We start from the raw sequence: 20,121 nt of genomic DNA, 5'->3' as shown, positions 1-20,121 counted from the left end.
CGAGCAGAACCGCCAGGACGTCAAGCAGAAAGCCGGTAGGGCGCTCGCCCTACCGGCTTTCTGCTCGGCTTTTTGAGGAGGTTCTCAGGAGAACGTGATGCTCTTGATGATCACCGGATTCTTCGGAACGGTGGTGCCCCCGTCGCCGGTGATGTCGGCCTCGTTGACGATCAGGTCCTTGCCGCTCGACGCCAGGCCGACCAGCATGTCCAAGCCCTCGCTGACCACGCCCACGACCGAGAAGCCGGCGCCGATCTGCTGGTTCTCGTCCGAGAGCGAGAAGGCGAACTGGCTGTTGTTCTGACCCGCCGCTTCTGCCGGCTGCGTCATGAACATCACGCCCTTGACGGGGGGGATCTCGGTGTTCTCGTCGGCGTAGGTGTAGCCCGCCGTGCCCTGTCCGTCGGTGGGGTTCTTGCCGTCGGCCTTGGCCAGCGGGTCGCCGCACTGCAGCATGTGCACTCCGGACACGTCCGGGGTGACCAGACGGTGGCACTTCATGTTGTTGTAGAAGCGCTTCTTGTTCAGGAAGCTGAGCGAGTTGACGGTGCACGGCGCCGCGTCCGTCATGAGATCGACGACGACCTTGCCGCGGTTGAAGTTGATCGTCATCTTCTTCAGCTTCATGTTGGGCTTCTTGCCCGGCAGGCCCACGAACTTGTTCGGAACCGAGGTGTCACGCTTGTACGCGCACGACACCGGACCGGTCTTCGTGGCTGTCGCGCTCGGCACCGGCGCGCTGGCAGAGGCGGACGCGGAGGCGGAGGCCGAGGGCGTGCTCGCCGCCGAGGCCGTCCTGCCGCCGTCATTGCCGACCAACGTGGTCGCGGCGAAGATGCCGCCCGCCACCACGACCACGGCCACGCCCGCGCCGATGAAGGTGTTCCGCCTCGCCTTGGAGGACTGCTCGGCCGCTTCAGCTCCGGCGCGCTGCTTCTGCCGCTCCTTGTGCTCCCGCGCCAGCTCGCTCTTGCGGTCGTCGTCGCCGCTCACCGGTTGTCTCCTTCATCTTTGCCGTCACATGACCAAACAACTCCGCGCATGCTACCGGCCTGTGAGATGTGCCGGACGTAAGTGGCGAAAGCCGTGATGTGCGACTTGTGAGGTCGCGAACCATATGGTGCTCCCATGCGTAGGTGAAATGAGCACTAAGGAGCCCCCCATGTTCGACCAGATCCTGGGCCTCCCGGCCCACCCCTTGATCATCCACTTCGCCGTCGTTCTGACCCCGCTGTTCGTCGTCGTGGCGGCCGTCTACGCGCTGCTGCCGCGCTGGCGGCCGTACGTCGCCTGGGCCGTCGTCCTGCTCTCCCTGGCCGCGCCCGCGGCCGTCTACGCGGCCAAGGAGAGCGGCGAAAGCCTCAAGGCGGCCCGCTTCGCCACCGCCGACGGCGAGCTGGGCGCGCGCATCTCCGCCCACCAGAGCTTCGCCAATCCGCTGCTGCTGTCAGTGCTCGGGCTGGCCGCCGCCGCCCTGCTGCTGGTGTTCGCCACCCGGCCGTCGCGCGATTCGGTCGGCCGCGACCGGTTCGGCCGCGCCGCGACGCTCACCCTGTCGGGCCTGACGCTGGCGCTGGCCGCGGTGGCCGGCTACTACGTCTTCCAGGCCGGCGACTCCGGAGCGAGAGCCGTGTGGGGAGTGTAATCTCGCGTTGTGGAGAGCCTGTTCGATTCGGCGGCTGAGGAGGCCACCCCGCAGCCCCTCGCGGTGCGCATGCGCCCGCGCACGCTCGACGAGGTGATCGGCCAGCGGCACCTGCTCGGCCCGGGCACCCCGCTGCGGCGCCTGGTCGAGAGCGAGGCTCCCATGTCGCTGTTCCTGTGGGGACCGCCCGGCACCGGCAAGACCACGCTCGCCTACGTCGTCTCCAACGTCACCAAGCGCCGCTTCGTCGAGGTCTCGGCCGTGTCCGCCGGCGTCAAGGACGTGCGTGCCGCCATGGACAACGCCCGGCGCGAGCTGGGCATGACCGGGCGGCAGACCGTGCTGTTCGTGGACGAGGTGCACCGCTTCAACAAGGCACAGCAGGACGCGCTGCTGCCCGCGGTGGAGAACCGCTGGGTCACGTTCATCGGCGCGACCACGGAAAACCCGTTCTTCTCGGTCATCTCGCCGCTGCTGTCGCGCTCGCTGCTGCTGACGCTGGAGTCCCTGGTCGAGGACGACATCCGCGCGGTGCTGGAGCGGGCGGTCGCCGACCCGCGCGGCCTGGACGGCCGCGTCACGCTCGCGCCGCAGGCGCTGGAGCACCTGGTGCGCCTCGCGGGCGGGGACGCGCGCCGGTCGTTGACGTACCTGGAGGCGGCGGCGCTGCTGGCCGACGACATCACGGTCGAGGTCGTGGAGAAGGCCGTCGACAAGGCCGCCGTACGCTACGACCGGCAGGGCGACCAGCACTACGACGTGATCAGCGCGTTCATCAAGTCGATGCGCGGCTCGGACGCCGACGCCGCCCTCCACTACCTGGCCCGCATGATCGAGGCGGGTGAGGACCCGCGCTTCATCGCCCGCCGCATCGTCATCTTCGCCTCCGAGGACGTCGGCATGGCCGACCCCACCTGCCTGCAGACCGCCGTCGCCGCCGCCCAGGCCGTTCAGCTCATCGGCCTGCCCGAGGGGCAGATCAACCTGGCGCACGCCGTCATCCACTGCGCCCTGGCCCCCAAGTCCAACGCCGTCGTCAAGGCCATCGGGGCCGCGATCGGCGACGTGCGCCGCGGCCTGATCGGCCAGGTGCCCGGCCACCTGCGCGACGCCCACTACCCGGGGGCCGCCAAGCTCGGCCACGGCGAGGGCTACAAATACCCGCACGACTTCGAGCACGGGCTCGTACGGCAGGACTACGCGCCCGAGCAGGTGCGCGAGCGCCGCTACTACGAGCCGACCCGGCACGGGGCCGAGGCCCCGGTCGCCGACCGCTGGAGCAAGATCCGCGACTTCCTGCGCGGAAGGCCCGACGCATAGGTGAAAGCCGTACTAAACGGCTGTTCACGGGGAATCACAACGGTGTGAAGGCGACCGTTACCCCCGGCGGCGGCCTGTTCGGCCCCCAATCCATCACCTGGCGCATCCACACCGAGCCGCTCGGCTGGCCCGCCGTGCTGCGCGCCTTTCAGCTGCAGGCCCTGCATCCCCGCACCATCCGCGGCATAGCCCAGAACTGCCTGCTCGACGACCCCGAGGTGGCCCGCGCCCGGCTGCGGCGCCAGCTCGCCTTCATCACCGTGCGCACGTTCGGCACCCGCGAGCAGGCCGAGCAGGCGGCCGAGCGGGTGCGCCGGGTGCACGCCCGCCTCATCGGCCTCGACACCGACACCGGCACCCTGTTCCGTGTGAACGACGAGGAGAACCTGCGGTGGGTCCACTGCGTGGAGACCTCCTCGCACCTGGAGGTGGCCCTGCGCGCCGGCGTGCCGCTCACCGGCGCGGACGCCGACGCCTATGTGGCCGAGCAGCGGCGCAGCGCGAGCCTCGTCGGGCTGCACGACGTGCCGGCCGACGTGGCGGAGCTGGGCGACTATCTCGACGGCATGCGCCCTTACCTGTCGGCCACCGACGAGGCACGCGACGCGCTGCGCCGCAGCGTCAGCCCGCAGGTGTCGTGGCGGCTCCTGCGTCTATGGTCGCGCTCGCACGGGGCTCCGCTGGCTACGCAAGCTACCGCTCTCCGCCCCAGGCTCGTCGCTCCGCTGCTCACACCGCCGCTGGCGCTCGGCTCCTTGCCCGCCGCAGGCGCCCTCGCCTTCGCCACGCTGCCCGCGTGGGCGAAGGAGATGTACGGTTGCCAGACGGGCAAGGCCGCCGAGTACGCGGCAGGCACGGCGCTCAGGGCGTTGCGCGCGGCGGCGGGCGCCCTGCCCGAACGGCTGGTAGCGCCGGAGATCAGGGCGGCCCGCGCCCTCATGCGGGCGGTCACGCCCGCGCCGGGAGCGGACGTGGCGGCCTGACCGGGCTCGTCGTCCTCACCGACGTTGTCGCTCGGACGCGATAGGGTCGTGCCGTTCCGGCCCAGCGTACGAGGGAGATGCGCGGATGCTTACCGCTGGAGAGCTCGCCGGGCTGATCGCGGCCACGGGCTGGATTGTCCTGGTCTGCGTTCTCGCCATGGTGCTCGTCAAGCTCGCCAAGCTCCTCACGGAGACCACCAAGGCGGTCTCCGACCTCAACAACCGCCTGACGCCGCTGCTCGACGACCTGAGCGTCACGGTCAACGAGACCAACAGGCAGCTGATCGCCGTCGAGGCCATCGCCAAGGACGTCAAGCAGGTCAGCGGCCACGCGGCCAAGCTCAGCGCGGTCACGCAGACCGTCTTCACCGGGCCCCTGATCAAGGTGTCGTCGCTGAGCTATGGCGTGCGGCGCGCCATCGAGGCCAGGCGGCCGCGCAGAGCCGTGCCGAGGCGGACACGATGATCAGAAGGCTGTTCTACCTGTCGCTCGGCGCGTTCCTCGCCTTGTGGGTGATGCGCAGACTGCAGGCTCTCCACCCCAACCATGTCATCCACAGGACCGCAGACGGTGCGGCGGGCATGCTCCAGCGGGTGAGAGACTTTACCTCTGACGCACTTGGCGAGGCCGCCGAGCGCGAAACCGAGTTGCGGGCACGCTTCGGGCTCGACAACGCTGAAGATGACAACTGACTAACGCAAAGGATGGCCACCATGGAGTCGGCAGAGATCGCCCGCCGCTTCCTGCGCTTCTTCGAGGAGCGTGGGCACAAGATAGTGCCCTCGGCCAGCCTGATCGCTGAGGACCCGACGCTTCTCCTGGTCAATGCGGGTATGGTGCCGTTCAAGCCGTACTTCCTGGGGCAGCGCAAGCCTCCGGCGTCACGGCTGGCCACCGCGCAGAAGTGCGTGCGCACCCCCGACATCGACGAGGTCGGCAAGACCACCCGGCACGCGACGTTCTTCCAGATGCTGGGCAACTTCTCCATCGGCGACTACTTCAAGTCAGAAGTGATCCCGTTCGCGTGGGAGCTGCTCACCCGGTCCGAGTCCGAGGGCGGCTTCGGCTTCCCCGAGGACAAGCTGTGGGCGACGGTCTACCTCGAGGACGACGAGGCCTTCGACATCTGGCGCAACAAGGTCGGGCTGCCCGAGCACCGCATCCAGCGCCGCGGCCTGGAGGACAACTACTGGCACATGGGCGTGCCGGGCCCCGGCGGCCCCTGCTCGGAGATCTACTACGACCGCGGCGCCGAATACGGCAAGGAGGGCGGCCCGGTCGCCGACGAGGACCGCTACCTCGAGGTGTGGAACCTCGTCTTCATGCAATACCAGCTCAGCGCGGTCCGCACGAAGGTCGACTTCGACGTCGCGGGCGAGCTGCCGGCGAAGAACATCGACACCGGCATGGGCCTGGAGCGCATGGCGGCGATCCTGCAGGGCGTCGACAACATCTACGAGATCGACACCACCTACAAGATCCTCGACAAGGCGGCCGAGCTCACCAAGACCCGCTACGGCCGCGACCAGCGCGCCGACGTCAGCCTCCGGGTCATCGCCGACCACGTGCGCACCGGCACCATGCTGGTCGCCGACGGCGTCATGCCCGGCAACGAGGGCCGCGGCTACGTGCTGCGCCGCATCCTGCGCCGTTCGGTGCGCAACCTGCGCCTGCTCGGCTCCGGCGACGAGCGCTACATGCACGAGCTGACCGACGTCGCGATCAACGTGATGGGCGAGCAATACCCCGAGCTCAAGGCCGACGCGCCGCAGATCCACGGGGTCATCGACGCGGAGGAGGCGTCCTTCCTCGGCACGCTGCGCACCGGCACCGCGATCTTCGACGTGGCGGTCGAGGAGACCAAGCGCAAGTCCGGCACCACGCTCTCCGGCGCCCAGGCGTTCCAGCTGCACGACACCTACGGCTTCCCGATCGACCTGACGCTGGAGATGGCGTCCGAGCAGGGGCTCAAGGTCGACGAGGAGGGCTTCCGCCGGCTCATGAAGGAGCAGCGGCAGCGGGCCAAGGCGGACGCCGCGGCGAAGAAGACCGGCAACGCCGACATCTCCGTCTTCGGGCAACTGCTCGAGGCGGCGGGCAAGGTGGAGTTCCTCGGCTACGACCAGACCGAGGCCGACACCACCGTTGCGGGCATCCTGGTGGACGGCGTCTCCGTCCCGGCGGCGGGCGCGGGCACGACCGTGGAGGTCGTGCTGGGGCGCACGCCGTTCTACGCCGAGGGCGGTGGCCAGCTCGCCGACCAGGGCGTGATCCGCACCAGCGGCGCCGAGGTCGAGATCGTCGACGTGCAGTCCCCGCTGACCGGCCTCGTCGTGCACCGCGGCAAGGTCCGCAGTGGCGAGCTGAAGATCGGCGACGAGGCGCAGGCGGAGATCGACATCGAGCGCCGCCGCGCGATCTCGCGCAGCCACAGCGCCACCCACCTCGTGCACCGCGGCTTCAAGAACGCGCTGGGCGAGACCGCGGCGCAGGCGGGCTCGGAAAACTCGCCCGGCCGCTTCCGCTTCGACTTCACCGCGGCGGGCGCGGTGCCACCGAGCGTGCTGCGCGACGTCGAGGACGAGGTCAACGCGGTGCTCATCAACGACCTCAAGGTCAACGCCTTCTACACCTCGCAGGCGGAGGCCAGGGCGATGGGCGCGCTGGCGATGTTCGGTGAGAAATACGGCGACGAGGTCCGCGTGGTCGAGATCGGCGACTACTCGCGCGAGCTGTGCGGCGGCACCCACGTGCACAGCTCCGGCCAGCTCGGCCTGGTCAAGGTGCTGGGCGAGCAGTCGGTCGGCGCGGGCGTGCGCCGTGTGGAGGCGCTCGTCGGCATCGACGCCTTCCGGTTCCTGGCGCGCGAGAGCGTCCTGGTCCACCAGCTCACCGAGCAGCTCAAGGCGCGCCGCGAGGAGCTGCCCGAGCGCATCGACGGCATCGTCACCCGGCTGCGCACGGCCGAGAAGGAGCTGGAGAAGCTCCGGTCCGCCCAGGTGCTCCAGGTGGCGGGCGACCTGGTCGCCCAGGCGGGTGACCTGCGGGGAGTCTCCGTCGTGACACACCGCGCGCCTGATGGCACCGGGGCCGACGACCTGCGTAAGCTCGCGCTTGATGTGCGTGGCAGGTTCCCGGCCGACCGGCCGGCGGTCGTCGTGATCGCTGGTGTCCCCTCCGACCGGCCCGTGGTGGTTGCCACGGTCAACGAGGCGGGGCGCGAGCGGGGGCTCAAGGCCGGACAGCTGGTCGGCGTCGCCGCCAAGGCGCTTGGGGGTGGCGGTGGCGGCAAGGACGATGTCGCGCAAGGCGGCGGCACACGACCGGAGGCGATCGGCGACGCGCTGCGCCTGGTTGAGGAGGCCATCGCGGGGCAGCTCGGCTGACATGAGGTTCGGTTCACGGATCGGCGTGGACGTCGGCTCCGTACGCGTCGGCGTGGCCCGCAGCGACCCTTCGGGGCTGCTGGCCACGCCGGTCGAAACTGTCAAACGGGGCAAGGGCGACCTCGACCGCATCGCCGCAATCGTCGCTGAGCACGAGGCGATCGAGGTCGTGGTGGGGCTGCCCACCTCGATGTCGGGGCGTGAGGGGCAGGCGGCCACGCTGGCCCGCCGGTTCGCCGCCGCTCTCGCCGCCCGGCTCGCGCCGACGCCCGTTCGGCTGTTCGACGAGCGGCTGACCACGGTCGCCGCCCAGCAGGGGCTGCGGGCCAGCGGCGTGAAAGCCAAGAAACAACGTGGCGTCGTCGACCAGGCGGCGGCCGTCGTGCTGCTGCAGGATGCGCTCGACTCCGAGCGCGCCACGGAAAGACCACCAGGCAGGCCCGTCGCACCGCCCCCGGCGGACGACGGACCTGCCCAATGAGCGGGCGATTCACGGGGCAAGGCGACACGGCGGCGACGGCAGGGGGCCGATCGGCCGGGCGTGCGAGCGTGGTGTCGGCCGCAAACCCGTTCAGTGTGTGCGCGAGCATGGCGCCGGCGGAGGGCTGGTGCCGCGCCGGCGTAGGTCGGGCGCTGGCTGGGGGCCGATTCGGGGCGTGCGTGCCTGTGGCGCCGGCGGAGGTCCGGTTCCGGATTTCCGCAGGCGTGGCTTCGGTGACGGGCCAGTCTGGGGCCTCCAAAGGTGAGGCGCGGGCGGTAGGCCGGTACGGGGCCTGTGCGGGCGCGGAGTTGGAGCCGGGCCGTGGGTGCGGGGCGGCCAGTCTTGGGGGTCGGCAGGCGCTTGGCGGGGGGATCGCATGAGCGGCACGCCGAAGGAGCCTCGCGAGGACGAGCAGGGCGGCGACGTCGGCGACGTGATCCCGTTCCAGGCCGGCGACGACCTGCCCGGGGAGGCCGAGCCACAGGGCGGCGAGCGGGCCGAACCCAACGACTTCAGTGGTCCCGAGGGCGGCGAGCGGGCCGAACCCAACGACCTCAGTGGTCCCAACGACCCCAAGGACGCCCAGGGCGGGGGTGACGCCGAGGCGGACGTCATCCGGCTGCCCGCGGCCCGCAAGCAGGCCGTGCGCAAGGTCGCCCTGGTCTCCGCCGGCCTGATCGCGGCCCTGGTGGCCCTGGGAGTGGGGGCGTTCGCAGTGCTCAAGCCGTACCTCAGTCCTGAGGACTTCGAAGGGCGCGGCAACGGCGCGGTGACCGTGCGGATCGCGCCAGGCTCCAGCGCGGGGGCCATCGGATCGACCCTCGAAGAGGCCGGGGTGGTGGCGAGCGCACAGTCGTTCATCCGTGCCACGCAGGACCGCGGGGTGGCCGACCGGCTGCGGCCCGGGCACTACCGCCTGCGCAAAGGCATGGCCGCGAGCGCCGCGCTCGATCTGCTGCTCAGCCCCGCGTCCCGGGTCGTGCGGCGCGTCACCATACCCGAGGGCCTGCGGACGAGCGAGGTGCTGAGCCGCGTCGCCAGCCAGGCCGGGTTGCCGCTCAAGGATCTGCAGAACGTGGACAAGGCCCTGATCGGCCTGCCCAAGTACGCACCCGGGCTCGAAGGTTTCCTGTTCCCCGCCACGTACGAGATCGAGCCGGGGGACACGGCCGTGGACGTGCTCGCCGCGATGGTCGAGCGCTTCGGCGTGGCGGCGAGGAAGGTACGGCTGGCCGAGGGGGCGGAGCGCGTGCGCCTGAACCCGCTGGAGGCCGTCACGGTTGCCAGTCTGATCCAGGCGGAGGGCGGAACCGACGAGGACTACCCCAAGATCTCGCGAGTGATCTACAACCGCCTCGCGAAGGGCACGCCCCTCGAGATCGACAGCACTGTCCTGTACGCGCAGAACCGGCGAACACTCAGGGTCACCGAGAAGGACACCAAGGTGGACTCCCCTTACAACACCTATCGCCACAAAGGACTGCCGCCAGGGCCCATCGCCAATCCCGGGGAGAAGGCGCTGATGGCGGCCTTGCACCCGGCCAAGGGCGATTGGCACTGGTTTGTAACGACGGATCCGGCGCGTAGAATCACCAAATTCACTAACAAAGAGAGCGAGTTCGTGAGATACCGGGAAGAGTTGAACAAGAACCTCGGGGCGAACTGATGGTCGGTGGGACCGCGGCCGTTCCAGCGCAAAAGCCCCAAAAAGGGGCATGCGTCCTCTTTCCGTCCCCTAGCATGGCTACCCAGAGTGATCCCCGCCGGTCGTGGCAGCACGTCCGGTGGCTCCCCCAGTTCCACTCGGTAACCCCTGCCGGTTGGGCACTTCCGCTTGACTCCTGGCCGGCTGTACCGGGAGATTGGCCAGCGAACCTATGAACGATCTCGATCTGAACACGCTGCTCGGCGCCGAGGACGACGAAGGTCAGACGCGGCGCCGTACCCGGGGCTCCGGCAAACGCGGCAACGGCCGCAGGCGGCGCAGGCGCCGCAACCGGGGCCGATTCCTGGCACCGCTGCTCGCCTTCGTCGTGTTGGCAGGCATCATCGGCGGCGGTGGATACTACGGCTACCTCTGGCTCAGCGACGCTCTCGTACCCGATGACTACACCGGCCAGGGCGCCGGTGAGGTGGTCATCGAGATCAAGGACGGGCAGAACGCCTCGGAGGTGGCCGAGGAGCTGGAGCGGCAGGGGGTCGTCGCCAGCGCCAGGGCCTTCACCAACGCGATCGCCAACGCCGGTATGAGCGACAAGCTACAGCCAGGGTCGTACAAGCTGCGTAAGCAGATGTCGGCGGCCAGCGCCGTGGGGATGCTCGTCCCGGGGAACCGGCTGCTCGACAAGGTGACGATCAAGGAAGGGCTGCGCCTGTCGGACACCCTGACCACCCTCGCCAAGGCGACCGGCAAGCCCGTCAAGGAATTCACCGCCGCCGCCAAGGACGTCGGCGAGTTGGACCTGCCGTCCTACGCCAAGGGCAAGCTGGAAGGGTACGCCTTCCCGGCCACGTACGACTTCCAGCCCAAGACCACCCCGGCGCAGATGCTGGCGCAGATGGTGCAGAGGTTCAACCAGACAGCCGAGAAGGTGGATCTCCAAGGCGGTGCCAAGGCGCTCGGCCACACGCCGCACGAGATCGTCGTCATCGCGAGCATCGTCCAGGCCGAGGCCGGCCGGACGGAGGACATGCCGAAGATCGCCCGCGTCATCTACAACCGGCTCGAGCGCAAGCCGCAGATGAAGCTGGAGATGGACAGCACGGTCATGTACGCGCTCGGCAAGTACGGCACGGCTGCCACGTTCGCGGAGACGAAGACCAAGCACCCCTACAACACCTATCGGAACGAGGGCCTGCCGCCCGGACCGATCGTGAACCCCGGCGATCATGCCCTCGAGGCGGCGCTGAACCCGGCGAAGGGGGACTGGCTCTGGTTCGTCGCCACTGACCCCAAGAGCAACGTCACCAAGTTCGCCTCAACAGAGGCTCAGAGGCAGGCGCTTCTCGCCGAGTACCGGAGGAACGGCGGCTGACCGGCGTCCATCCGCTCGCGCTGGGGGGCCTGGCCGCCTCGCACCGCCCACCCGCCGACACGGGTGGGCGGCCGAGCGGCTCCGCTGCGTGCAGCCCCCCGGTCTTCCATCCATCGGTGCCGCGGGGCTGGCCGTGCGGTGCGGGAGTTGGCGATAGGGTCGTCGTGTTCGTTCGGAAGGAGTGCGGATGCGAGCCGCCGTGTTGGGGTCGCCCATCGCCCATTCGCTCTCGCCCTACCTGCACAGAGCCGCCTATCAGGCGATGGGCCTGGACGGGTGGAGCTACGAGGCGTTCGAATGCGACGAGGCGCGGCTGCCGGGCCTGCTGCGCGAGCTGACACCCGTGCGCGGGCAGGGCCACGAGGACGGTGACGACGCCTGGGCGGGGCTGTCGCTGACCATGCCGCTCAAGCGGGCGGTGCTGCCGCTGCTCGACTCCGTCTCAGAGCTCGCCGTCGAGGTCGGCGGCGCGAACACGGTGGTGTTCCGCGACGGGCTGCGGCACGGCGACAACACCGACGTCTACGGCATCGAGCAGGCGCTGGCCGAGGCCGGGGTGCCCGCGCCGCGGTCGGCCACCGTGCTGGGCGGAGGAGCCACCGCGGCTTCCACGCTGGCGGCCCTGCGCAACCTCGGGCTGTTCTCGGCGACCCTGCTGGTACGCGACCCGGCGCGGGCGGGCGAGACGGCGGAGGTGGCGGAGCGGCTCGGCGTGGCGCTGGCGGTGGAGACGTTCGACAAGCTCGACGCGCTCACCGGGGTGGACCTGGTGGTGTCCACGCTGCCGAGCGGCGCCGCCGACGCCTTCGCCGACCGGCTGCACGGCGTGCCCGCACTCTTCGACGTGGTCTACTCACCCTGGCCGACCACCGCCGCGTCGGCCGTGCGGGCGGCGGGCGGCACCGTGGTCGGCGGGTTCGCGATGTTGCTGCATCAGGCGGTGCGGCAGGTGGAGCTGATGACCGGCCGGGCGGATGTGCCGGTGGAGGCGATGCGTACGGCCGGCGAGGCGGAGATCCTCAGAAGGACTTCTCAAACGGGTTGATCATTTTCACGTCTAGCCCGGCGAAGTCCTTCACGTTGCGAGTCACAAGTGTCCAGCCATGCGTCCGTGCTGTGGCGGCGATGAGGCCGTCGACGATCGGGAGCGGTCGCATCGCGTGCAGCCGCCCCCATTCCTCCGCCACGGCGGTGGTGATCGGCAGGATCCGGGTCCTGAACTCGCGCTGGAGGCGGTCGAGCCAGCCGTCGAAGCCGACCGCCTGCGCCGGATCACGGCGGCGTAGCAACTCGACGCCCTTGCGGATCTCGCCGAACACCATGACGCTGAGGTAAAGACTGTGCCCGGTGATGGTGTCGAGCCATGCCTGCACGTTGTCGTCCCTGACGCGCTTGGTCATCTCGGACACGATGTTGGTGTCGAGAATGTAGCTCATTCGATGCCCTCGAAGTCGATCTCCCGCATCTCGGTGCTCGTATCGCGGGTGAGGTCGAGTCCACTCAGGTCAGGCCCCGAGAGCAGGAACTCCTTGAAGTCCGGCTTGGGCTCCTGCCTCTTGAGCCGGCGATATTCCTCCATGTCGAGGATCACCGCCACGTCCCGCCCGTGCCGCATGACGATCTGCGGCCCTTCGTCATGCGCTCTGCGGACGACCTCACTGAAGCGCTGCTTGGCCTCCTGCAGCTGCCATTTGGTCGCTTCGAGCGGTTCTGCTGTCATAAGACCCCCTTCTGACTATTTTCCTGGACAGAATCCTAGAGAAAAGTGTCCGGCCAGCAGGGAAGATTCGAGGATGCTGTGTGGTTGTGGTAATGTAGCTCTCTGATCGGTCCGGCATGCACTGCTGGACGCGCAAGCGGAGGTCTCCCTCCCACCCGAGTCGCCGAAAGGTGGCCGGGTCCAGGATCACGCCGGACTACTCCGGGGAGCTCGAGGCCACGAAAGCCACAGAGCTCAGTGGCCCCGCATGCGCGACGTGCGGGGCTTTTCGCGTTAGGGAGCGCGGAAAGGCCCTCGGCACGACGAGCACGTAGGGATCGCAAACCTAGGAGGCCCCATCAGCACTGAGCCCCGCATCAACGAGCGTATCCGAGTTCCCGAGGTTCGCCTCGTGGGCCCGAACGGCGAGCAGGTAGGCATCGTCTCGATTCACGATGCACTGAAGCTCGCCCAGGAGGCCGACCTCGACCTGGTCGAGGTCGCGGCCACGGCTCGACCGCCCGTGTGCAAGCTCATGGACTACGGCAAGTTCAAGTACGAGTCCGCGATGAAGGCGCGCGAGGCGCGCAAGAATCAGGCGCACACGATCATCAAGGAGATCAAGCTCCGGCCGAAGATCGACCCGCACGACTACGAGACCAAGAAGGGTCACGTGGTGCGGTTCCTCAAGGCGGGAGACAAGGTCAAAGTCACGATCATGTTCCGCGGACGCGAGCAGTCCCGGCCGGAGCTCGGTTTCCGGCTGCTGCAGCGCCTCGCGGACGACGTCCAGGAGCTCGGTTTCGTGGAGTCCCACGCCAAGCAGGACGGCCGTAACATGATCATGGTGATCGGTCCGCACAAGAAGAAGGCCGAGGCCAAGGCCGAAAAGGCCGCAGCCAAGGCACAGCGTGGCAGCGAGGACGCTTCCGTACAGGAAGGATGACCCCCGGTTGGGGTTAGCCTTACAAAGCGCCCCAATTGAGCCACCGGCAGACGAAAGACGCCGCGACCGGGTCGGCCAGCACCGGCCCGGCCACCGGCACGACCGAAATGAGGAGAGACGGCGACATGCCGAAGATGAAGACGCACAGTGGTGCGAAGAAGCGGTTCCGGCTCACCGGCACCGGCAAGATCAAGCGTCGCCGTGCTAATCGCGCCCACTACAACGAGTGGAAGTCGTCCACGCTGACGCGCCGTCTCAAGAATGAAGTCGTCCTTTCCGACGCCGATTCCAAGAAGATCAAGAAGCTGCTCGCCAAGTAGCGCGAACTTTCCCCGGGGAGAAGAAACATGGCACGCGTGAAGCGGGCGCTCAACGCCAAGAAGAAGCGCAAGGTCGTCCTCGAACGGGCCACCGGTTACCGTGGCCAGCGGTCGCGGCTGTACCGCAAGGCCAAGGAGCAGATGCTCCACTCGATGACGTACGCCTACCGGGACCGTAAGGACCGCAAGGGCGCGTTCCGCCGTCTCTGGATCCAGCGGATCAACGCCGCGGCCCGCCAGAACGGCATGACGTACAACCGCCTGATCCAGGGCCTGCGCCTGGCCAACATCGAGGTCGACCGCAAGATCCTCGCCGATCTCGCGGTGAACGACATCCAGACCTTTGCCACGCTCGTCGAAGCCGCCAAGAAGGCGCTCCCGGCGAACGTGAACGCTCCGGCCGCGAGCTGAAGCACCACTGAGGGGGCCCACCGGCTTACGGTGGGCCCTTTGCCGTATCCACAGGGGGAGAGCATGGCCGGGTCCGAGCTGACCAACGTGAAGTCGCCGCGGGTGAAGGCCGCCAGGCGGCTCACCAAGCGCGCGTTCCGGGAGCAGGACCGCAAGTTCCTGGCCGAGGGCCCACAGGCGGTACGCGAGGCGCTGCGGCTCGACGGCGTCACCCTGGAGCTCTTCAGCACGGCCGAGGCTGAGCTGCGTTACCCCGAGCTGATCACCGAGGCCACGCTCAAGGGCGTGCCCGTGCACCGCGCCAGCGGCGAGGTCATGGCCGAGCTGTCCCAGACCGTCACCCCGCAAGGGCTGCTGGCGGTCTGCAAACTCATCCACATCCCCTTGGACGAGGCGCTGAAGGAGGCGCCGCGGCTGGTGGCGGTGCTCGCCCACGTCCGCGACCCGGGCAACGCCGGGACCGTCATGCGGGCGGCCGACGCCGCCGGCGCGGACGCGGTGGTCTTCACCGACGCCTCCGTGGACCCGTACAACGGCAAGTGCGTGCGCGCCAGCGTCGGCAGCATATTTCATTTGCCCGTCGTCATCGGTGCACCCGTGAGCCCAGCCGTGCGTCAACTGAAGGAGCGAGGCTTGCGGGTGCTGGCGGCCGACGGCGCGGGCAAGCACACGCTCGACGACGTCGATCTGTCGGGTCCCACCGCGTGGATCTTCGGCAACGAGGCCTGGGGACTGCCGGAGGAGATACTGGCCGAAGCGGATGATGTGGTCAGAGTGCCCATCTACGGACAGGCTGAAAGCCTCAACCTGGCCACCGCGGCGGCGGTATGCCTTTACTCCTCCGCTAGGGCTCAGCGAGTGCCCTAGGCGGCCGGAAACCCGCTATTGTCGGCGTTGTAGGCGGAGGAGGCGAGGTCGTGCACGGTGCGGAAACCGACGGAAAAGTAGTGGCCGCCGCGTGCACGATAGCCATCGACGACCTTCCCGACGGCCTCATCGTGACGGACCGATATGGGTGCGTGCTGGCCGTCAACCGGGCCGCCGCCCGGCTCACCGGCGTCTCCATGGAGCGCGCGGTCGGCGGGCACATGAACGACGTGTTCCCCTTCCGCGACCACGACGGGCGCGACTGGTGGAAGGCACTCGACCCCGAGTGCGGGCTGCGCACGCGCAGCAGGGTGCCGGAGCGGCCGCTGCACCTGCCGGGCGGGCAGGAGCTCCACGTCACGGCGCGGCTCGTACGCGAGCCGGAGCGCGGCGGTGAGGTCGAGCGCGTCGCGATCACCCTGCGCGACGGCGGCGCCCGCGCCCGGCTGGAGCGCAGCCGTGCCGACCTGGTCTCCACGGTGGCCCACGAGCTGCGCTCGCCGCTGACCAGCGTCAAAGGCTTCACCGCGACCATGCTGGCCAAGTGGGAGCGGTTCACCGACGAGCAGAAGCGCGTCATGCTCGAGACGGTCAACAACGACGCCGACCGCGTCACCCGGCTCATCACCGAGCTGCTCGACGTCTCCCGCATCGAGTCCGGGCGGCTGGAGGTGCGCCGCCAGGTCGTCGATCTCCCCGCCAGGGCGCGCAGGCTCATCGCGGGCCGGGTCGCGGCGGGCGAGCCGGAGGAGCGCTTCCGTCTGATCGTGGGCGACGACCTGCCCGAGATGTGGCTTGACCAGGACAAGATCGACCAGATTCTGGGTAACCTAGTAGAAAATGCGCTGCGCCATGGGCGCGGCACTGTGACCATGGAGATCGAGTCCGTCGGATGGGGAGTTGCCGTGTCGGTGCGCGATGAGGGCGAGGGCATCGAGCCCGAGCTGGCCCCGCGCGTCTTCCGGCAGTTCTGGCGGGGCGGCAACAGCCGCAGGCGCGGCGGCACCGGGCTCGGGCTGTTCATCGTCAAGGGCCTGGTCGAGGCGCACGGTGGCACCATCACCGTGCAGCGCGCGCCCGAGGGCGGGGCGGAGTTTCGATTTACCGTGCCCACCGGCACGCCCGACTTCGCCACTTCTGCCTGAAACGCGGAAATCACGGGATTCGGGTCCGGTGGGCCGACGCCACTAGACTCATTTCCGCTCAAGCCCTGGATACGGAGCTCACTCTTGTCTGACTACGACCCCGTCGAGGTGACACCGCTGCATGCCGACGAGGTGTCGCGCATGGAGGCCGACGCCATCGCGGCGATCAAGGCGGCCGACAGCCTCGACGCACTCAAGCAGGCCAGGTTGGCGCACGCGGGCGACCGCTCGCCCATCGCCCTGGCCAACCGCGAGATCGGCACCCTGCCGCCGGCCGCCCGCGCCGAGGCCGGCAAGCGCGTCGGCACCACCCGCAAGGCGATCAACGAGGCGCTCGCCGCCCGCCAGGCCGAGCTGGAGGCCGAGCGCGACGCGCGGGTGCTCGTCGAGGAGACCGTCGACGTCACCCTGCCCTGGGACCGGCGGCCGCGCGGCGCCCGCCACCCGCTGACCACGCTGCAGGAGCGCATCGCCGACGCGTTCATCGCCATGGGCTACGAAGTGGCCGAGGGGCCCGAGCTCGAAGGCGAGTGGTTCAACTTCGACGCGCTCAACATCGCCAAGGACCACCCGGCCCGCTCCGACCACGACACGTTCTTCGTGGGCTCCACCGAGTCGGGCATGGTGCTGCGCACGCAGACCTCGCCGGTGCAGATCCGCGCGCTGCTCCAGCGTGACCTGCCGGTCTACGTGATCTCGCCGGGCAAGACGTTCCGCACCGACGAGCTCGACGCCACCCACACGCCGGTCTTCCACCAGACCGAGGGGCTGGCCGTGGACGAGGGCCTGACGATGGCCCACCTCAAGGGCACGCTCGACCGGTTCGCCGAGGTGATGTTCGGCAAGGGCATCACGACCCGGTTCCGGCCCAACTACTTCCCGTTCACCGAGCCGTCCGCCGAGATGGACCTCAAGTGCTTCGTCTGCCGCGGCGCCTCGGCGATCCCCGGCAACCCGCCCTGCCGCACGTGCAAGTCGGAGGGCTGGATCGAGTGGGGCGGCTGCGGCATGGTCAACCCGCGCGTGCTCGTCGCGTGCGGGGTGGACCCTTCGCGCTACTCCGGGTTCGCGTTCGGCATGGGCATCGAGCGGACCCTGATGTTCCGCCACAACGCCGAGGACATGCGAGACATGATCGAAGGAGACGTGCGCTTCACGCTCCCGTTCGGAATGGAGATCTGATGAAGGTCCCGCTTTCCTGGCTGCGGGAGTACGTCGATCTCCCGGCGGTCACCGCCCACGAGGTGGCCGACAAGCTCACCATGGCCGGGCTCAAGCTCGAGTCGATCACCTCGCACGGCCACGACGTCAAGAACGTCGTGGTCGGCGAGGTGCTGGAGATCGAGGAGCTGACCGGCTTCAAGAAGCCGATCAGGCACTGCAAGGTCGAGACCGGTGAGGCGACGCCCCGCGAGATCGTCTGCGGCGCCACCAACTTCGAGGCCGGCGATCGCGTGCCCGTCGTCCTGCCCGGCGGCGTGCTGCCCGGCGGGTTCGAGGTCGGGGCGCGCAAGACGTACGGGCGCATGTCCGAGGGCATGATCTGCTCCGAGCGGGAGCTCGGTCTGAGCGACGAGCACGCCGGCATCATGGTGCTGCCGCCGGACACGCCGATCGGCGCCGACGTGGTCGAGCTGCTCGGCCTGCGCGACGACGTGATCGAGCTGGAGATCACGCCCGACATCGGCTACGCGCTGTCGATCCGGGGCGTGGCACGGGAGGCGGCGACCGCGTTCGGTGTGGCCTTCCGCGACCCCGCCGACCTCGAGCCTCCCGCCGAGACCGGCACGGTGTGGCCGGCCTCGATCGCCGACCCGACCGCCTGCGACCGGTTCGTGCTGCGCGAGGTCACCGGCTTCGACCCCGCCGCGCCCAGCCCGCTCTGGATGCGGACCCGCCTCACGCGGGCCGGCATGCGGCCGGTGTCGCTGGCGGTCGACATCACCAACTACCTGATGCTGGAGCTCGGGCAGCCGCTGCACGCGTTCGACCGGGCCAAGCTCAACGGCGAGATCGTCGTACGCCGGGCCCAGCCGGGCGAGCGCCTGGAGACGCTCGACCATGTCGTCCGTGAGCTCGACCCCGACGACATCCTCATCACCGACCGGTCGGGGCCGATCTCGATGGCGGGCACCATGGGCGGGCTTGCCACTGAGATCTCCGACGAGTCCACCGACATCGTGATCGAGGCCGCGCACTTCTCCGCCACCGGCATCTCACGCGAGTCCCGCAGGCACGGTTTGGTGTCCGAGTCGTCCAAGCGGTTCGAGCGCGGAGTTGACCGGGAGCTGCCGCTCGTCGCCTCCTGGCGGGCCGTGCAGCTGCTGGCCGAGCTCGGCGGCGCGACCGTCCAGCCCGGGGTCACGCATGCCCAGGTCGAGGTGTCGCCGCCGCGCATCGCGATCCCGTCCGGCTACCCGAGTGTCGTGGCCGGGGTCCCGTACTCGAAGGACACCGTGGTCGCCCGGCTGCGGCAGGTCGGCTGCGTCGTCGTGGACGGCAACGACCCCGCGGTGCGCACGGGCGGCGTCGACCCGACCGGGGTCGTGACCGGAGGCGCGCTGGCGGCCAAGCTGGCCGTCAACGGCGACGACATGATCACGGTGACGCCGCCGTCCTGGCGGCCCGACCTCACCGACCCCAACGACCTGGCCGAAGAGATCATCCGGCTGGAGGGCTACGACACTCTGCCGTCGGTGCTGCCCAGCGCTCCGGCCGGGGCCGGGCTCACCGAGGGGCAGCGGCTGCGCAGGCGAGTCGGCCGGGCGCTGGCCGAAGGCGGCTACGTCGAGGTGCTCAGCTACCCCTTCATCAGCGCCGACGACTTCGACCGCCTGTTGCTGCCCGCCGAGGACGCGCGACGCCACGCCATGCGGCTGGCCAACCCGCTGTCGGAGGACGAGCCGCTGATGCGCACCACGCTGCTGCCGGGCCTGCTCAAGACCCTGGTACGCAACGTCGGGCGCGGCTTCACCGACGTGGCGCTGTTCGAGACCGGGGCCGTCTACCGGCCGCGGGAAGGCGCCCCCAACGTCGCTCCGGTGCTCGGCGTCGAACGCCGGCCGACCCCCGAGGAGCTGGCCTCGATCGAGGCCGCGCTGCCCGACCAGCCGGTGCGGGTCGCGGTCGTGCTGGCCGGCGAGTTCGAGCGGTCCGGCTGGTGGGGCGGCGGCCGTCAGGCCACGTGGGCCGACGCGGTGCAGGCCGCGCGGCTGGTGGCGGCCGAGGCACGGCTCGAGCTGTCGGTCACCGCCGACCAGCACGAGCCCTGGCACCCGGGGCGCTGCGCCGCACTGTACGTGGGCGACACGCTCGTCGGGCACGCGGGCGAGCTGCACCCGCGCGTGATCGAGGCGTACGGGCTGCCGCCGCGCACCGCTGCGATGGAGCTGGAGCTGTCTCGCCTGGAGCCGGCCATGCCGGGGCCCGTCGACGCGCCTGCCGTGTCGTCGTATCCGGTGGCCACGCAGGACGTGGCGTTGATCGTGCCGGACTTCACGCCGGTGGCGGACGTGGAGTCGGCCCTGCGCGACGGGGCGGGGGAGCTGCTGGAGTCGATCCGGCTGTTCGACGTCTACGCCGGCGAGCAGGTGGGCGAGGGGAACAAGTCGCTCGCCTACACGATGCGGTTCCGGGCGGCTGACCGTACGTTGACGGTGGAGGAGACGACGGCGGCGCGGGACGCGGCGGTGGCCATGGCGGCCGATCGCGTGGGGGCTCAGCTGCGGAGCGCCTGAACCGGTGAAAGGGCCGGTACGGCGGATGCCGTGCCGGCCCTCCATGTTCTCGATCTCGGCGAGATCGCGAAGACGACCAGGTCCGGTCGATCACAAGGCGTGCGCCGGCGCTCGGTTCATCGCGTACGTGGTCGACTGGCAGAAT

20 protein-coding genes are annotated in these 20,121 nt (G+C 69.6%); 17 read left to right on the top strand and 3 right to left on the bottom strand.

Annotated features, from left to right (window positions below; translation table 11 throughout):
• Positions 1-84: 84 nt before the first annotated feature.
• Entirely contained in the window at positions 85-993 is a 909-nt protein-coding gene (locus EDD27_RS24565; protein WP_127934470.1) for a peptidylprolyl isomerase, read from the bottom strand.
• Positions 994-1,162: 169 nt separating this feature from the next.
• Here EDD27_RS24565 and EDD27_RS24560 point away from each other — a divergent pair, with 169 nt between their 5' ends.
• The 10 genes from EDD27_RS24560 (at position 1,163) to EDD27_RS24515 (ending at position 11,896) form a co-directional block, all read left to right on the top strand.
• A complete protein-coding gene (locus EDD27_RS24560; protein ID WP_127934469.1) occupies positions 1,163-1,645 on the top strand; it encodes a DUF2231 domain-containing protein in 483 nt (160 codons plus the stop codon).
• Between the two features lie 69 nt (positions 1,646-1,714).
• Entirely contained in the window at positions 1,715-2,965 is a 1,251-nt protein-coding gene (locus EDD27_RS24555) for a replication-associated recombination protein A (RefSeq protein ID WP_479680944.1), read from the top strand.
• Positions 2,966-3,009: 44 nt separating this feature from the next.
• Positions 3,010-3,948, top strand: a complete 939-nt coding sequence (locus EDD27_RS24550) for an oxygenase MpaB family protein (RefSeq protein ID WP_127934467.1) — start codon at positions 3,010-3,012, stop codon at positions 3,946-3,948.
• Positions 3,949-4,033: 85 nt separating this feature from the next.
• Entirely contained in the window at positions 4,034-4,414 is a 381-nt protein-coding gene (locus EDD27_RS24545; RefSeq protein WP_127934466.1) for a DUF948 domain-containing protein, read from the top strand.
• A complete protein-coding gene (locus EDD27_RS24540) occupies positions 4,411-4,641 on the top strand; it encodes a hypothetical protein (protein WP_127934465.1) in 231 nt (76 codons plus the stop codon). Before EDD27_RS24545 ends, EDD27_RS24540 begins: the two co-directional genes overlap by 4 nt.
• Positions 4,642-4,662: 21 nt before the next feature.
• Positions 4,663-7,335 (top strand): alanine--tRNA ligase, encoded by a 2,673-nt coding sequence (gene alaS, locus EDD27_RS24535; protein WP_127934464.1) that lies wholly within the window; start codon positions 4,663-4,665, stop codon positions 7,333-7,335.
• A 1-nt stretch (position 7,336) separates the two neighbouring features.
• Positions 7,337-7,816: a Holliday junction resolvase RuvX gene (gene ruvX, locus EDD27_RS24530; protein ID WP_127934463.1), complete on the top strand. Its 480-nt coding sequence runs from the start codon at positions 7,337-7,339 to the stop codon at positions 7,814-7,816.
• A gap of 376 nt (positions 7,817-8,192) precedes the next feature.
• Entirely contained in the window at positions 8,193-9,482 is a 1,290-nt protein-coding gene (mltG, locus tag EDD27_RS24525) for an endolytic transglycosylase MltG (RefSeq protein WP_127934462.1), read from the top strand.
• Positions 9,483-9,693: 211 nt separating this feature from the next.
• Positions 9,694-10,851, top strand: a complete 1,158-nt coding sequence (mltG, locus tag EDD27_RS24520) for an endolytic transglycosylase MltG (protein ID WP_127934461.1) — start codon at positions 9,694-9,696, stop codon at positions 10,849-10,851.
• A 187-nt stretch (positions 10,852-11,038) separates the two neighbouring features.
• Positions 11,039-11,896: a shikimate dehydrogenase gene (locus EDD27_RS24515; protein ID WP_127934460.1), complete on the top strand. Its 858-nt coding sequence runs from the start codon at positions 11,039-11,041 to the stop codon at positions 11,894-11,896.
• Here the strand turns inward: EDD27_RS24515 and EDD27_RS24510 are convergent.
• Entirely contained in the window at positions 11,871-12,287 is a 417-nt protein-coding gene (locus EDD27_RS24510) for a type II toxin-antitoxin system VapC family toxin (RefSeq protein WP_127934459.1), read from the bottom strand. The genes EDD27_RS24515 and EDD27_RS24510 overlap by 26 nt on opposite strands.
• A complete protein-coding gene (locus EDD27_RS24505) occupies positions 12,284-12,571 on the bottom strand; it encodes a type II toxin-antitoxin system Phd/YefM family antitoxin (protein ID WP_127934458.1) in 288 nt (95 codons plus the stop codon). The genes EDD27_RS24510 and EDD27_RS24505 overlap by 4 nt, the downstream gene beginning before the upstream one ends.
• A 316-nt stretch (positions 12,572-12,887) precedes the next feature.
• On the opposite strand from EDD27_RS24505, the gene infC reads away from it, so the two are divergent.
• From infC to EDD27_RS24470, 7 genes are all read left to right on the top strand, one after another.
• Positions 12,888-13,496: a translation initiation factor IF-3 gene (gene infC, locus EDD27_RS24500; protein WP_127934457.1), complete on the top strand. Its 609-nt coding sequence runs from the start codon at positions 12,888-12,890 to the stop codon at positions 13,494-13,496.
• 125 nt (positions 13,497-13,621) lie between these two features.
• Positions 13,622-13,816 (top strand): 50S ribosomal protein L35, encoded by a 195-nt coding sequence (rpmI, locus tag EDD27_RS24495; RefSeq protein ID WP_043622108.1) that lies wholly within the window; start codon positions 13,622-13,624, stop codon positions 13,814-13,816.
• A 27-nt stretch (positions 13,817-13,843) separates the two neighbouring features.
• Complete coding sequence (rplT, locus tag EDD27_RS24490; protein WP_127934456.1) at positions 13,844-14,227, top strand: 50S ribosomal protein L20; 384 nt, start codon at positions 13,844-13,846, stop codon at positions 14,225-14,227.
• A 63-nt stretch (positions 14,228-14,290) separates the two neighbouring features.
• Complete coding sequence (locus EDD27_RS24485) at positions 14,291-15,094, top strand: TrmH family RNA methyltransferase (RefSeq protein WP_127940921.1); 804 nt, start codon at positions 14,291-14,293, stop codon at positions 15,092-15,094.
• 50 nt (positions 15,095-15,144) lie between these two features.
• Complete coding sequence (locus EDD27_RS24480) at positions 15,145-16,239, top strand: sensor histidine kinase (protein ID WP_127934455.1); 1,095 nt, start codon at positions 15,145-15,147, stop codon at positions 16,237-16,239.
• Positions 16,240-16,380: 141 nt separating this feature from the next.
• On the top strand, positions 16,381-17,421 hold the full coding sequence (pheS, locus tag EDD27_RS24475) for a phenylalanine--tRNA ligase subunit alpha (RefSeq protein WP_241564842.1): 1,041 nt from the start codon (positions 16,381-16,383) through the stop codon (positions 17,419-17,421).
• Complete coding sequence (locus EDD27_RS24470) at positions 17,421-19,976, top strand: phenylalanine--tRNA ligase subunit beta (RefSeq protein ID WP_127934453.1); 2,556 nt, start codon at positions 17,421-17,423, stop codon at positions 19,974-19,976. The genes pheS and EDD27_RS24470 overlap by 1 nt, the downstream gene beginning before the upstream one ends.
• Positions 19,977-20,121: the final 145 nt, after the last annotated feature.

Source organism: Nonomuraea polychroma (genome assembly GCF_004011505.1).
Lineage (GTDB): Bacteria > Actinomycetota > Actinomycetes > Streptosporangiales > Streptosporangiaceae > Nonomuraea > Nonomuraea polychroma.
Note: the sequence above shows the minus strand (reverse complement) of the source record. Positions and strands in the feature narration are given on the sequence as shown.

Bases quoted from the DNA above. Each gene is read 5' to 3' on its own strand.
- EDD27_RS24560 (WP_127934469.1), top strand. From the start codon at position 1,163: ATGTTCGACCAGATCCTGGGCCTCCCGGCCCACCCCTTGATCATCCAC.
- EDD27_RS24555 (WP_479680944.1), top strand. From the start codon at position 1,715: ATGCGCCCGCGCACGCTCGACGAGGTGATCGGCCAGCGGCACCTGCTC.
- EDD27_RS24545 (WP_127934466.1), top strand. From the start codon at position 4,034: ATGCTTACCGCTGGAGAGCTCGCCGGGCTGATCGCGGCCACGGGCTGG.
- EDD27_RS24540 (WP_127934465.1), top strand. From the start codon at position 4,411: ATGATCAGAAGGCTGTTCTACCTGTCGCTCGGCGCGTTCCTCGCCTTG.
- alaS (WP_127934464.1), top strand. From the start codon at position 4,663: ATGGAGTCGGCAGAGATCGCCCGCCGCTTCCTGCGCTTCTTCGAGGAG.
- ruvX (WP_127934463.1), top strand. From the start codon at position 7,337: ATGAGGTTCGGTTCACGGATCGGCGTGGACGTCGGCTCCGTACGCGTC.
- mltG (WP_127934462.1), top strand. From the start codon at position 8,193: ATGAGCGGCACGCCGAAGGAGCCTCGCGAGGACGAGCAGGGCGGCGAC.
- mltG (WP_127934461.1), top strand. From the start codon at position 9,694: ATGAACGATCTCGATCTGAACACGCTGCTCGGCGCCGAGGACGACGAA.
- EDD27_RS24515 (WP_127934460.1), top strand. From the start codon at position 11,039: ATGCGAGCCGCCGTGTTGGGGTCGCCCATCGCCCATTCGCTCTCGCCC.
- EDD27_RS24510 (WP_127934459.1), bottom strand. From the start codon at position 12,287: ATGAGCTACATTCTCGACACCAACATCGTGTCCGAGATGACCAAGCGC.
- EDD27_RS24505 (WP_127934458.1), bottom strand. From the start codon at position 12,571: ATGACAGCAGAACCGCTCGAAGCGACCAAATGGCAGCTGCAGGAGGCC.
- rpmI (WP_043622108.1), top strand. From the start codon at position 13,622: ATGCCGAAGATGAAGACGCACAGTGGTGCGAAGAAGCGGTTCCGGCTC.
- rplT (WP_127934456.1), top strand. From the start codon at position 13,844: ATGGCACGCGTGAAGCGGGCGCTCAACGCCAAGAAGAAGCGCAAGGTC.
- EDD27_RS24485 (WP_127940921.1), top strand. From the start codon at position 14,291: ATGGCCGGGTCCGAGCTGACCAACGTGAAGTCGCCGCGGGTGAAGGCC.
- pheS (WP_241564842.1), top strand. From the start codon at position 16,381: ATGGAGGCCGACGCCATCGCGGCGATCAAGGCGGCCGACAGCCTCGAC.
- EDD27_RS24470 (WP_127934453.1), top strand. From the start codon at position 17,421: ATGAAGGTCCCGCTTTCCTGGCTGCGGGAGTACGTCGATCTCCCGGCG.